The sequence below is a fragment of the Paracoccus yeei ATCC BAA-599 genome, assembly GCF_000622145.1.
Lineage (GTDB): Bacteria > Pseudomonadota > Alphaproteobacteria > Rhodobacterales > Rhodobacteraceae > Paracoccus > Paracoccus yeei.
On record NZ_JHWH01000002.1, the window covers coordinates 42,875 to 54,691 of the forward strand.

The window sequence follows — 11,817 nt, forward strand, 5'->3', positions numbered from 1 at the left end:
CCGACGTTGGACTGAGTGTAAAATTCTATTCAACCATCTCTTGACTAGAGCGATGCGAATGATATCTATCCACACATAACGACCCGTCGGAAACCCGCCCGCATCGTCGGTCACGGGTAACCGAACTTAATGACCCCGGGGGCGCTCAGGCGTCCCCGTATTCATTTGTGAAAGTCCATGACGTTACAAGTTCCCGCTCAAGCTGGCCCTCTCCGCGTAAGAATTTTTGTAGATTTCTGGAACTTCAGTCTCTCACTTCGTCGGGAAGACAACACCTTCATGGTGGATTGGGGACCAGTCGGGCCGCTGTTCACGGCTGAAGCTGCACGTTTGGTTGACCCCTCAGCCCGGCCTATCTTTGAAGCGATACATGTTTACGGGTCATTTGATCCGAACAAGCAACAAGATGTGAAGCTGAAAAACTGGTTCACCAACAAGCTTGACCGAATGCCTGGGACGCACGTCGTTCTTGTGGAGCGTCAAAAGAAGATGGGGTATCCCAAGTGCCCACAGTGCCAGACTGAAGCGACGGAATGCGCTGCTTGCAAAGCTGACATGCGCGGCACCGAAGAAAAAGGTGTAGATACACGAATTGTCGCCGATATGATCAGTCTTGCTTGGGCTAACGCTTATGACGTTGCCGTCTTGGTTTCATCAGACCGTGACTTCGTTCCAGTTGCAGAGTTTCTGCAAACTAAGGGAATCAAAGTTGTTCATGCCACTTTCCCGCCGAAGGGTAGCCACTTGTCGCAGAAGTGTTGGGCAAACTTCAATATTAAGGACTTGATGCCAAAGATACAGCAGCAGGTTAAGCGACCCCCGGGCACTTAGAGTCAGGACTCGTTGATTCTGCTTCTTCGGCGTGCTTTAGCCCCCGCAAGGACACTGGCGGACGATCAGATTGCACAGGCACGCCCCTTCACCGATGCGTTCCCCCGTCCTAACCGCCCGGCTTCAAGATCGGCGGCGCGGCGATCTTGGTTCCGGGCACGATGATGCGCGGTCCCTTAGCGGTGGTTCGTTTGGTCCCGAGCGGCAGGCTCATTCCGCAACTTCCATGTCGCGGCGACGTTCGGCGCGCATCAACTCGGGCCGCACCGATCCGGCCAGATAAGCCTGACGCAACGCGGGACCGTCCAGCCCTGCCAGTTCGCACACGATCAGCAAATCCGGGCCGGAACGAAACCACCGATCAGCGGTCACTTGATCGAGCGATCCGGCCCGGCCCTTCAGCGCGTCGTTCAGCGCCGTGGCGATGACCGCGCACCAAAGCGCGCGGTCTGCCCTGCCATCGCCGGGACGCATCAATTCACCTCTGACTTTCTGATGAAATTATAAATTACGCGATTCGCACGATCATATCCGCCCATGCGAGACATATTTGCCAAGAACTCATTATCGGTGGCAAACAAGTGAACGAATGCGTCATGCGCTGCAACAGGGTGCCAAAAAAGGGCGTCCATCGCGTCTTTCAATGTTGCGGCGCTGCGGGGATATACCCAGCTATACATTGCCGCAAACAGTTGGCGAAGCGATAGGAATATTCCATCTGGCGCGAAGTGGAGGCGCGACGATCCGGCTTTATTAATTCCACGGAGGAAATTTAGTCTCTGGTGTGGAATATCGCCTTTGGCCGGGCCGTGTGCCGTTCGTACGATGCAGTACGAATGTTGGAATTCATAAAGCACACGCTGGCCAGTCGGAGTTTGAATGACGTGTTCGCGATCAATCATTGTCTTTAACCTTTTCGTACAACTCTGCAAGTTGTCGTGATGATAAGTTCTCGGGGATTTCGTAAATATCCACGTCCGAACCCGAGAGAATATGAGATTCGTCGAGCCATGCGGCGTACTGCTGTTCAGGACTGCGTGCCGCATACCAAGCCTGGACCATGCGGCGGGCCACCGGGCTTAGGCCGGCTAACGGGTCGGGCCGCACGCGCCGCCGCGCGGCGACAAGCGCCGCCTCGGCCCGACCCAGCAGCTTCGCGATTGCCCGAGTCATTGAACCGACCCACCTTCAAGCAATGCCTGCAACTGGTTTAAGCGTTCTTCTAGGATTTCTAGGCGTTCGAGGCGGTGCAGTTTTTCAACCACGCTTGCGACGGCGAGGGCTTCAGATTCGGAAAAATCGCCATGCTCCAAATGATCGCGAATTCCTTCCGCGCTTGCATCAATTTCCAACGCGCGTCCAGCAGGCAAGACCCGATTTAGAATGTACTCGACAGCGCGCATGTCGCCGCGCTGAAGATTTTCTTCTAATTTTTCGAACGCTTGTCCGGACAGTTGTTTGACTTTTTCAAGCGCCTCACGCGATACACGGTTCCTGCTGCCGCGAACTCGCCCCGGTCCACGCGCAAAAGTCCCATCAGGATTTCGCACGGCCTTTGACATGTGGTCATCTGTGGAATCGGTCATGTTAAACAATCCTGACTTCCCAGCCATTCGCGCGGAGCCACGCAATCACCCTATTTGTCGGATAGATTCCATTTTGCGATGCGGGAAAGCCGCGCGTTTTTCGGTGATAGTATGCCTTTTGCGGATACAGTCCGGTCAGTGCGGCAAGTTGTGCCGCACTGATAGTTTCGGACGCTGTTAGGACAACGCTTTTCATTTCGGCAAAATTTCCTCGACTGATTTGTCAGCCAAAAGGGAAATAAACGCTGCGACGTGCTTAAGACAGGATTCAGCAAGGTCCAGAACTTCGCCGTCTTCATGCAGACGTTTGACGGCATCTTTCGCTTGGGCCATCGCAGCATCGGGGTCAGTCCCCGCTGCACTGATGAATTCAGGGGTAGATTTGCGAACCGACGATGCGTCGATTCCCGCATTCCGGATGTGAATAAGGGCGCGCGCGTGATCTAGGAAATCGTCCCAAACTCGTTGGTCAACGCCGATCACATCGTTTCCGATTTCAAGCGCGGCCACAGCCATGTCATAGTTAGAATCAAGCAGAATCTTCATGCGGGTCGCTGCGTCGTGCTTCATCAGATGTTGGCGCAGGTCGTGACGCAGATATGCGTTAGGTTCGGCGTTTCGGTTGAATTCGGTGGTCCGAACAACTCGAACATGATAGTTCGAGCGCGCGTCCTGCGTTACTTTGATTGCATGATGGAAAGCAGGGGTAACTTTCGCTCGGAACGTATCACGTTCGGTTTCAAGTGCCTTGCCATGATAACCGTCCTCATTTCGTGCAACCAACGTTTCGGACGATTCCGTTACGGTTGATTCCATCATTTTGAACGCAGGGCCAAGTTTCGGATCGTCGGCAATCTCTTTCGCCACGAACAGGGAGCCCATTCGTCCATCGGGCACGGTTGCGGTGACAATGTTTCCACGCTCGTTCACAGCGCGAGATAGTTTGATTGTGCTAAGGGTATTCATCGTTTTTATCCTGGAATCAGCTTGGCTATATCGGAAATAAAAGCACGATTAATAAAAACTGACAAGACCACTTGACAAAATTGCAAACCTATTGTAATGGAGCGCCCCTTTCGAACGGCCCGCCCCAGCGCGCCAGTGGCCTATTGGATAGGCGGGATAGCAGGCGGCACGGAATGCCCAGGCGCGCCGATCAACGCGGGCTGCGCGGGCGCGCGGATCGTGGCGGAGGCAAGGACCGCCATTGGCTCGAATGTGCGCCAGGGCACAGACAACCGGCGACCAGCTATGCAAGCCGGTGCGCATTCGTCAGTTGATCGGATGGGGAACCATGCAGAATCGCGATATGGTCGCTTTCACCGTGGGGCTTGTCGCCTTGTCGCTCATGCGGGACGGCTGGCCGATCAGCGATGCCGCGATCCTGGACCGCCTCAACGATATCGCGGACGGCGGCGTCGGTAACCGCATCACTCCCTTCATGGCGGAAAGCGCCCTGTACGCCTTGCGCGGTATAGAGGCGACGATGCCGCGCGCCGACAATAAGGCTACATGCTGAACGGCGCAGCACTACAACTTATAACAACTTCACCAATGGACGGTGCACCCACTGCACCCACTGGACTGCCTTCTAGTGGGCGCAGAAACTTCGTTTTAAATCAATAGCAACACCCACTGCACCCACTGCACCCACTGGAATGTATAAGAGGGATATAGCGATAAGTGACAGTTACCGTATTTTTGAGATACGACATAATACGGGATTCTGACTCTTAGGAACCCGCTAGTGCTAGTGGGTGCAGTGGGTGCAGCGCGGTCCAAGACATGAAAAATCCCGCCGAAGCGGGAAATTTCGCTATTTTTTGAGATAGGCCCACGGCCCGCCACGAACCAATCGCTTTCGTCGGAAACCTTCGCTGCGGAGAATGTCCGCAATCCGCCCGGTCGTGCGCCGGTCTTGCAGGTTCGGGCTTTCCAAGCCCAGGCATTGCGCCATCACGTCTTGCATGGTCACCGGCAAGCCGAGCGCGGCCCCTCCTTCAGCAAACCGCGTCACCTGATCGTGCCAAGCGTCCCGTTCTTGCCGCTGTTCCGTCTCGCCTCGGGCAAGCGCCTGTTCCGCGTCACCGTCCAGCCACCAGCGTTCCCCGGCCCGATAGCGCGCGACCGCCTCGGCAAACAGTTGGTCCCTGTCGCGGCGCAGGGCGTCCAGGTCTATGTGCCCGCAGGCAACGGGCCAGAACCGCCGCGCCCCGGTCGGGTCTTTCAAATATGTGTCGTTGTTCGTGGTTCCTGCGAATACAGACGTTCTCGGGCTTTCCACAACGTTGCGGCCATACGCGGGACGGAACTTGTCGGTTCGTGATGTGACAAACCGTTTCACGTCCTCAATTTCACTTTTGCGGAGTGCCGATAGTTCGCCAATTTCGATCAGCCACATTCCTTGCAAGTGCTGCATGGCGTCTTTGTCATGCAGGTTCGGCAAACCGTCCGAAAAGTATTCATCCCCTGCAAGAATGTTGAGCGCAGTTGATTTCATCGCGCCCTGTTCACCTTCTAGAATAATCATTTCATCGCGCTTGCATCCGGGCTGCATCGCACGCGCAACCATGCCAATCAGGAATTTCGGTCCAACCAGTCGCGCGAATTCCGCATTTTCCGCATTAAAGTATCGCGTGAATAGTTCATTCAGTCGCGGCATCCCGTCCCATCCCAATCCGTTCAGATAGTCAACAACAGGATTGAATTTGTTGCGGTCAACATACATCACTAGGCCGTTGCGAACTTGATTGTCTGCAATTCGGGCCATACCCGGCGCGGATTGCATATATGCTTTCAAGAAAGCATCGTCTGTATCCGTCCAATCTCGGGGATATTTGGTTGCTGTTATCTTTTCCCAAGGTAATTGAGCGCGCACCGCAACTTTGCGTTTGAATTCATCAAACCCAATCGGCAACTGCGCATCCCGAATTATGCGATATGCTTCTTGCGATACGGGTTTGCAGTGGGTGTTCATGGACGTGTCGTGGTCCAAGAAATCCAATCGCCGTTTCGGTTCAATCTGTCCGGGCAATGCAATCCGCATTCCGCCAAAGGCCGCTGCCGGGTCGAACCGGCGCAACTCGGCTTCAAGCGCGGGCCGCGCCTCGGCCCCCACGGCGCGCAGGATCGTCGGCAGGCCCGTGCTGGTGCCGTGGCGTTCCGCGTTCAGCCATAGCCCGTGGTTGTCGTTCGGGTCGTTTCCCTGCCCGCTGCCTGACGCCCAGGGGCGCACATAGCGGGCGCACCATGCGTCCAGCATGACCCGCAGTTCCTCGGGCTGGCAGACCCCCCAGCCCGCTTGCATGAACGCCCAATAGACGCGGGACCATTCGTCGCGGCCCAGGTCGTTCGGGTCTATGGCGTCCATCGCAGCTTGCAGCCATTGGCGCGACGGGGCTTGCATCAGTGTTCCGAGCGGCTGGCGCGCGCCGTCAGCCCCTTCCTGCGCCACCTGCACGCCCTGCAAGGCCGCTGTCAGCGCCTCGGGCGTCCAGTGCTGCCCGCCCTGCAACGCCTGCCAGGGCACAAGGAACGGCGCGCCCTTCTGATGCAGGAATCCCGGCAGGCGCATGATGCGCGCGGGGTTGCAGATAGACCTGTCGCCGTCATAGCGCGCGGCAAGCTTCTGTTGCGTCAGCCGGGAAACTGCCCCGTCCGCATGGGGCGACGTGCGCAAGTACAGGTGGAATTTTTCGGGACTGGATTGCACGATCAGCGACGGGCGCAGGTCCGAAATCATCATTTCCGCCATCGCGCGCGCGGTGCTGATGTTGTCCAGATCAACAAAGTTCGCGCGGATGCGAACCACGTTCGGATCGCTTGTGCCGCCCGATCCATCCAGTTCGTTGACAAAGAAAAAGACCGAATAGCCCTGAACGTTCAGAAACGAAATGTTCCACCAATCGGCATCGCTTGGATTGTGGAAAGTATGAGTGTTCGGGGAGCCTGCCGGTTTGAATTGTTCGGCTTTTTGCCAAACGAGCCGGATTGTGACGGGCGCGTTTTGTCCGAGAAGTTCGTAAAGAAACCACTTTGCTAAGTCAATATTCGGTTGTTCGCCCGCATGGGGCGTCGTGACATGAGTATTCATTGGGAAGAATCCCGCTGTGTGATTGGAGACGAAACGGGCGCTAACCCGTTGGTTGATCGCGCGGCCATCCAACCAATCGCGATGTTCCGATTTAGGGCCATCCAACCCATTACGGCGACCATCCTAGGCATCCACCATCGGCCCGACCACTGGTTTTTCAAGGTGCCGGGCGGCAGACCCTTTCGGGAAAGTAGCGCCCGCCTCGGCTATCTCTCAATCAGCGGTGATTCCACGATAGCGCGCCTCTATATAGACGGTCAAGGCAGATAATGCTTGACGCCCCGGATTATTCGCGCATAACTGTCCTTGGTTTCATCTAGCATAGAACGCCCCGGTTTCATCAGCCGGGGCGTTTTTCTTACTCCGCTGCGATTCGTTGCGCTTCCCACGCTTCAACCTCCGCCAAATCCCATCGTGCCGCGCCGGGCGTTAATTTGATTTGTTTTGGAAAGTTGTAATCGCGCATGTATTTGTAGATAGTTTCGCGCGAACATTCATATCGTTCTTGCAGAAACTTTACGCTGACAAATCGTTTCATGGTGCATCCTCGCTGGATCAAGTGATGCCCCCAAATATGACCAGATTTGGACACCGCGCCACAATATTGCGGGAACGGTATTTCCGACGGCGGTGATAGCGTCCGCCATGCACGATTGATAATGAACGAAAATTTTTCGGTTTGCCGTTTCAGACTGCCCAACGGCCTTGCCAAAACGACAGCAGCACCGCGACCGTGGCACCCTCGGGCGTGTCAGCGAACGCTGGGCGCGACGGGGGATTGCACTTGCATTCAACATGCGTGGCGCGCCCGATCCTGTCCACGCAATGCAGGCAATGCCCTTCGGCGTCCCTATCGCGCAACAGCGCAGGTACGACGCCCCGTTGCGCGTGAACGTCAAAGCAACGATCCGCGATGTTCCCTGCCAGACCATCGGCGCGCGCCAGCCTAGCCTTGATCGTGGTTTCGGTCGTTCCCATGATCGCGGCCAGCAGCTTGCGGGCGTCCGGTCCCGACATGCCGTCCCGTTCAACCAGCCACCGCCAGCACACCACTGTTTCAGCCGCCGCTGTGGACGGGTCTTTCGGGCCGCGCTTGGCGGGCGCGCCACGGTCCAGCAGTTCCAGCGCGTCCAGTTCGTCGGGCGATAGCGGAATGCCGAGTTGCAAGCGCAGCCTGACGCCCGAGAAATCCCCATGTCGCTGGGCCATGCGCAGCGCCTCGGACGCGCCGGGGATCGGCCCCTTATAGCCCGTGCGCGCCCGCGCCGCGTCCACCTGTGCCCGTTCGTCGTCAGCCATTCAGGAACGCCGCCCAATCGGCCATGAGCGCGCGCCGCCGCGCAAGCATGTCGCTGCGCCGATACGCCCGCTCAACCTCGCTGCCAACCGTGTGAGCCAGGGCGATTTCGGCAAGGTCGCAGTCCACGCCGTTTTCCGCCGTCCAATCGCGGAACGTGCTGCGCAGCCCGTGCGGCACGGCGGGACGCTTGCTCACGCGGTCCAACCAGCCCTTTTCGCCCTTCGCCTCGGCTGCGTCCTGCATCCTGCGCATGACCGCAGAAAGCGTCATGTCCGACAGCATCCCACCGCGCGGCGCGGGGAACACATAGGGCGATTCAGGGGTGCGCGGCAGGGCGTTCAGGATCGCAACGGCGGCAGGCGATAGCGGCACACGATGTTCCTTTCCCGCCTTCATGCGGTTGGCCGGTATCGTCCACATGGGCGCGTCACCATCCAGCCCCTCGAATTCATCCCATTGCGCGCCGCGTATTTCGCCCGAGCGGCTGGCGCAAAGCGTGAGAAATTCCAAAGCGCGCGCGGCGATTCCTTCGCGCCTCTGCAATGCTTTCCACCATGCTTGCGCATCGGTCAGTTGCAATGCGGGTTGGTTTCCCGTGTCGGCAACCTTGGATGGTTTGGGCATGATCGCATCAAGATTTCCTTTCCACCGCGCCGGATTGTCGCCTACCCGATGCTTCTTGACCGTTGCCCAAGCAAGAACGTTCTCAATCCGCCCGCGCAATCTGGACGCGGTTTCAGTCTTGGTTTCCCAGATCGGTTTCAACGTTCGTTCAATGTCGTGAACCGTGATCGCGTCCACGTTCAGCTTGCCGATAATGGGCACCGCGTAACTATCCAACGTGCTGCGCCATTGCTTTTGGTGCTTTTCATTCCTGAATTCGGTAAGTTTTGTTTTCAGATATTCGTCCATAGCCTTTGCGAACGTCATCTTGCGCGCTTCGGACGCTCCATCCTTGACGGTTTGACGCTGATCGCGGGCCGTTGCCCATGCTTCGCCTTGCGCAAAGCCTTTCGCCATCATGTCACGCGCCGCCGCGCCGATCCGCCACGCCTCGGCAGGGTCCGCCCCGGCCTTGATCGCGTCCCGAACGTCAGCAGCGCGCCGCCGCGCCTCGGCAAGCGAAATCTCGGGATAGCTGCCAAGCCCGAAATGCTTGCGGCCCCCGGCCATCCTGGCGCGCATGATCCAGGACCGCCCGCCCGTCGCGGTGATCTGCAACAGCAATCCCTGCACCCCGCCGACTGCATGAAAGGCATGACCGGCCCCACCACCATGGCGCAACGCCTGCACCGCTGCGGGCTTCAGTTCCTTTGCGATCTTAGGCATCACCACCCCGATTCTATCTACCCAACTGCCTGCCCAAAATATGGCAACAGCCCGCGACAGATAGCAACAGGGCGCAACAGGGAAGGCGCTTTAAAACGTTGTATTCACTTTGTTAATTTTTATCGCTCGCCACACGTCGCCACGATATAATGGCGGCCACCCTCTCCGCCAACTTCCCCTTTTGTCAATTCCTCCGCTTCAGGCGGCGCGTGCGAAGGCTGCGGCGTCGCGCAGCTGATCGGGATCGGGGCGGATGCCGGTGTACAGCACGAACTGTTCAAGCGCCTGCAGCACCGCCACCTCGGCGCCCGAGATGCGGCGCTTGCCCGCCGCCTGCGCCGCGCGCATCAGCGGGGTTTCCTCGGGCAGGGCCACCACGTCGAAGACCGTCAGGGCCGCGTCGATGGCCTGGGGCGAAAAGGCCAGCGCCTCGGCATCGGGGCCTTGCATGCCCAGTGGGGTGACGTTCACGATCAGCGGCGCCGTCAGCCCCCGGTCGCTTTCGGCCCAGTCGAACCCGTAAAGCTGCGCCAGCCGAGGCCCCGACGCCGCGTTGCGCGCCACGATCACGCCAGAGCGGTGGCCCCGGTCGCGCAGCGCCGCCGCCACCGCCTTGGCCATTCCGCCCGACCCGCGCAACAGGAACCGCGCGCCGGGATCGATCTCCGCCCGGTCCAGAAGCTGGGCCACGGCGCTGTAATCGGTGTTGTGCCCGGTCAGAAGGCCGGCATCGTTGACGATGGTGTTCACGCTGTCGATGGCCGCGGCCGAGGGCGCCAGCCCGTCCAGCAGGGGAATGACCGCCTCCTTGAAGGGCATCGAGATCGCGCAGCCGCGCACCCCCAGCGCCCGGATGCCGCCGATCGCCGCCGGCAGGTCGCGGGTGGTGAAGGCCTTGTAGATGAAATCCAGCCCGAGCCGTTCGTAAAGCCGGTTGTGAAAGCGCGATCCGAAGGACCCCGGCCGGGCGGCCAGCGACATGCAAAGCTGCGTCGCGGGTCCGATGGGCGGCTTTTCGGGGGCCGCCACGCTATCCCCGGCCGTCGATGCGGACGAAATCCAGCACGCTGCCCTGGCCCGGCTGGATCTGGGCCCAGCTCTCGGCCTGGAAATCCACGACCAGCGTGGCGGCGGTCGGAAAGCGGCGGAAATCCGGGTCCATCGGCGCGCGCGCCGGCAGCGCGGCGGCAAAGGCCGCGATGCCGGGGTTGTGGCCCAGCATCATCACCGTGGGCGCGGTCGCCGTGCGCAGGATGGCCAGCATCTGTTCGGGGGTGGCGTGGTAGAGGCCCGGCTCGAACCGCAAGGCGGGCCGCACCTCGAGGGGCGCAAGCGCCACCCGCTCCCAGGTCTCGCGGGTGCGCTGCGCGGTCGAACACAGCACCTCCTCGGGCTCGTAGCCGCGGCTGGCCAGCCAGTCGCCGAGCGCCCGGGCCGAGCGCCGGCCGCGGTCGTTCAGCGGCCGTTCGTGATCGGGCTGCGCGGCGTCGTCCCAGGACGATTTCGCATGGCGGGTCAGGATCAGTCTGCAATGTCCAGAGGGGGTCATGCGCGCGCCTTTGCGGCCTTTGGGTTGGTGTATCGGCAGCCTGCCACAGCTTTCCTTTGGCCGGCAAGCCTTTGCGTGGGGGGCGCCCTCAAAGCTCGCTGCCGCCCTGGCGCAGGCCGCGCGGCTTGACCCGGGGCTCGGTCGAGCGGATCAGCGACCCGGCGCCATGTTCGGTGAACAGCTCCAGCAGCGTGGCGTTCGGCACCCGGCCGTCCAGGATGACGACGGCGCGCACGCCCTCGTCGATGGCCTGCAGGGCGGTTTCGGTCTTGGGGATCATGCCGCCGGCGATGGTGCCGTCCTCGATCATGGCGCGGACCTGGGCCGGGGTCATCGCGGTCACCACCTCGCCCTCGGCGTTCTTGACGCCCGCCACGTCGGTCAGCAGCAGCAGCCGGTCGGCCTTGAGCGCGCCGGCGATGGCGCCCGCGGCGGTGTCGCCGTTGACGTTGAAGGTCTCGTTGTCCTCCATCCCCGTGGCGACGGGGGCGATCACCGGGATCAGCCCGGCATTGTAGAGGTCGCGGATGATCTGGACGTTCATTTCCACCGGGCGGCCGACGAAGCCCAGTTCGGGGTCGTCCGCCTCGCACACCATCAGGTCGTCGTCCTTGCCCGAGATGCCGACCGCACGCCCGCCGGCGTCGTTGATCGCCTGGACGATGCGCTTGTTGACAAGGCCCGACAGGACCATCTCGACCACCTCGACCGTCTCGCGGGTGGTGACGCGCTTGCCGCGCACGAAATGGCTTTCGATGCCCAGCTTGCCCAGCAATTCGTTGATCATGGGGCCGCCGCCGTGGCAGACGACCGGGTGGATGCCGACCTGCTTCATCAGCACGATGTCGCGGGCGAATTCGGCCATCGCCTCGTCGTCGCCCATGGCATTGCCGCCGAATTTCACCACGACGACCGCGCCCGAATAGCGCTGCATATAGGGCAGCGCCTCGGATAGGGTGCGGGCAGTGGCGGTCCAGTCACGGTTCATGTCTTGCTTTCTCATCGAGAGCCCCTGTTCGTCGCGGCCGAGCCTAGGCCGCACCGGCGCCAAGGTCCAGACCATCCGGGATGGGCTGCCCGGCGCGGCAAGGGGCGCCCGCAGCGCGGCACCGCGATGGGTCCGGCAGGC

Annotated in this window: 14 protein-coding genes; 2 read left to right on the plus strand and 12 right to left on the minus strand. The window is 60.2% G+C overall.

The features are described 5' to 3' along the window. Positions 1-177: 177 nt before the first annotated feature. Positions 178-831: an NYN domain-containing protein gene (locus tag BU28_RS24455; RefSeq protein ID WP_081791253.1), complete on the plus strand. Its 654-nt coding sequence runs from the start codon at positions 178-180 to the stop codon at positions 829-831. Between the two features lie 210 nt (positions 832-1,041). On the opposite strand, the gene BU28_RS0102455 is transcribed toward BU28_RS24455, so the two are convergent. From BU28_RS0102455 to BU28_RS25225, 5 genes are all read right to left on the minus strand, one after another. Further along, positions 1,042-1,305, minus strand: a complete 264-nt coding sequence (locus tag BU28_RS0102455; protein ID WP_028718035.1) for a hypothetical protein — start codon at positions 1,303-1,305, stop codon at positions 1,042-1,044. Then, on the minus strand, positions 1,305-1,733 hold the full coding sequence (locus tag BU28_RS25210) for a hypothetical protein (protein ID WP_143809762.1): 429 nt from the start codon (positions 1,731-1,733) through the stop codon (positions 1,305-1,307). Before BU28_RS25210 ends, BU28_RS0102455 begins: the two co-directional genes overlap by 1 nt. Next, complete coding sequence (locus tag BU28_RS25215; protein ID WP_143809761.1) at positions 1,726-2,004, minus strand: hypothetical protein; 279 nt, start codon at positions 2,002-2,004, stop codon at positions 1,726-1,728. Before BU28_RS25215 ends, BU28_RS25210 begins: the two co-directional genes overlap by 8 nt. Further along, positions 2,001-2,417 carry a hypothetical protein gene (locus tag BU28_RS25220; protein ID WP_143809760.1) on the minus strand — a complete coding sequence of 139 codons (417 nt, stop codon included), beginning with the start codon at positions 2,415-2,417 and terminating at the stop codon, positions 2,001-2,003. The genes BU28_RS25215 and BU28_RS25220 overlap by 4 nt, the downstream gene beginning before the upstream one ends. Positions 2,418-2,609: 192 nt before the next feature. Further along, positions 2,610-3,383: a hypothetical protein gene (locus BU28_RS25225; protein ID WP_143809759.1), complete on the minus strand. Its 774-nt coding sequence runs from the start codon at positions 3,381-3,383 to the stop codon at positions 2,610-2,612. A 328-nt stretch (positions 3,384-3,711) separates the two neighbouring features. On the opposite strand from BU28_RS25225, the gene BU28_RS0102465 reads away from it, so the two are divergent. After that, positions 3,712-3,936, plus strand: coding sequence for a hypothetical protein (locus BU28_RS0102465; protein WP_143809758.1), 225 nt, complete (start codon positions 3,712-3,714; stop codon positions 3,934-3,936). 297 nt (positions 3,937-4,233) lie between these two features. Here BU28_RS0102465 and BU28_RS24085 read toward each other — a convergent pair whose 3' ends face one another. The 7 genes from BU28_RS24085 to argB all read right to left on the minus strand — a co-directional run bounded on the left by BU28_RS24085 (position 4,234) and on the right by argB (position 11,676). Further along, positions 4,234-6,510, minus strand: coding sequence for a VapE domain-containing protein (locus BU28_RS24085; RefSeq protein WP_081791254.1), 2,277 nt, complete (start codon positions 6,508-6,510; stop codon positions 4,234-4,236). 358 nt (positions 6,511-6,868) lie between these two features. After that, positions 6,869-7,048: a helix-turn-helix transcriptional regulator gene (locus BU28_RS24460; protein WP_081791255.1), complete on the minus strand. Its 180-nt coding sequence runs from the start codon at positions 7,046-7,048 to the stop codon at positions 6,869-6,871. Between the two features lie 149 nt (positions 7,049-7,197). After that, positions 7,198-7,809, minus strand: a complete 612-nt coding sequence (locus tag BU28_RS0102475; protein ID WP_028718038.1) for a hypothetical protein — start codon at positions 7,807-7,809, stop codon at positions 7,198-7,200. Next, entirely contained in the window at positions 7,802-9,139 is a 1,338-nt protein-coding gene (locus BU28_RS21835; protein WP_036761860.1) for a tyrosine-type recombinase/integrase, read from the minus strand. Before BU28_RS21835 ends, BU28_RS0102475 begins: the two co-directional genes overlap by 8 nt. A gap of 198 nt (positions 9,140-9,337) precedes the next feature. Continuing rightward, a complete protein-coding gene (locus tag BU28_RS0102485; RefSeq protein ID WP_028718039.1) occupies positions 9,338-10,168 on the minus strand; it encodes a shikimate 5-dehydrogenase in 831 nt (276 codons plus the stop codon). Position 10,169: 1 nt separating this feature from the next. Further along, positions 10,170-10,688, minus strand: coding sequence for a SixA phosphatase family protein (locus BU28_RS0102490; protein WP_028718040.1), 519 nt, complete (start codon positions 10,686-10,688; stop codon positions 10,170-10,172). Between the two features lie 88 nt (positions 10,689-10,776). After that, positions 10,777-11,676 carry an acetylglutamate kinase gene (gene argB, locus BU28_RS0102495; RefSeq protein WP_028718041.1) on the minus strand — a complete coding sequence of 300 codons (900 nt, stop codon included), beginning with the start codon at positions 11,674-11,676 and terminating at the stop codon, positions 10,777-10,779. Positions 11,677-11,817: the final 141 nt, after the last annotated feature.

What these genes read in the sequence shown, in the direction of transcription:
- BU28_RS0102455 (WP_028718035.1), bottom strand. Translation starts at nt 1,305, where the DNA reads ATGCGTCCCGGCGATGGCAGGGCAGACCGCGCGCTTTGGTGCGCGGTC.
- BU28_RS25220 (WP_143809760.1), bottom strand. Translation starts at nt 2,417, where the DNA reads ATGACCGATTCCACAGATGACCACATGTCAAAGGCCGTGCGAAATCCT.
- BU28_RS25215 (WP_143809761.1), bottom strand. Translation starts at nt 2,004, where the DNA reads ATGACTCGGGCAATCGCGAAGCTGCTGGGTCGGGCCGAGGCGGCGCTT.
- argB (WP_028718041.1), bottom strand. Translation starts at nt 11,676, where the DNA reads ATGAACCGTGACTGGACCGCCACTGCCCGCACCCTATCCGAGGCGCTG.
- BU28_RS25210 (WP_143809762.1), bottom strand. Translation starts at nt 1,733, where the DNA reads ATGATTGATCGCGAACACGTCATTCAAACTCCGACTGGCCAGCGTGTG.
- BU28_RS0102465 (WP_143809758.1), top strand. Translation starts at nt 3,712, where the DNA reads ATGCAGAATCGCGATATGGTCGCTTTCACCGTGGGGCTTGTCGCCTTG.
- BU28_RS0102490 (WP_028718040.1), bottom strand. Translation starts at nt 10,688, where the DNA reads ATGACCCCCTCTGGACATTGCAGACTGATCCTGACCCGCCATGCGAAA.
- BU28_RS0102475 (WP_028718038.1), bottom strand. Translation starts at nt 7,809, where the DNA reads ATGGCTGACGACGAACGGGCACAGGTGGACGCGGCGCGGGCGCGCACG.
- BU28_RS24460 (WP_081791255.1), bottom strand. Translation starts at nt 7,048, where the DNA reads ATGAAACGATTTGTCAGCGTAAAGTTTCTGCAAGAACGATATGAATGT.
- BU28_RS21835 (WP_036761860.1), bottom strand. Translation starts at nt 9,139, where the DNA reads ATGCCTAAGATCGCAAAGGAACTGAAGCCCGCAGCGGTGCAGGCGTTG.
- BU28_RS25225 (WP_143809759.1), bottom strand. Translation starts at nt 3,383, where the DNA reads ATGAATACCCTTAGCACAATCAAACTATCTCGCGCTGTGAACGAGCGT.
- BU28_RS24085 (WP_081791254.1), bottom strand. Translation starts at nt 6,510, where the DNA reads ATGAATACTCATGTCACGACGCCCCATGCGGGCGAACAACCGAATATT.
- BU28_RS24455 (WP_081791253.1), top strand. Translation starts at nt 178, where the DNA reads ATGACGTTACAAGTTCCCGCTCAAGCTGGCCCTCTCCGCGTAAGAATT.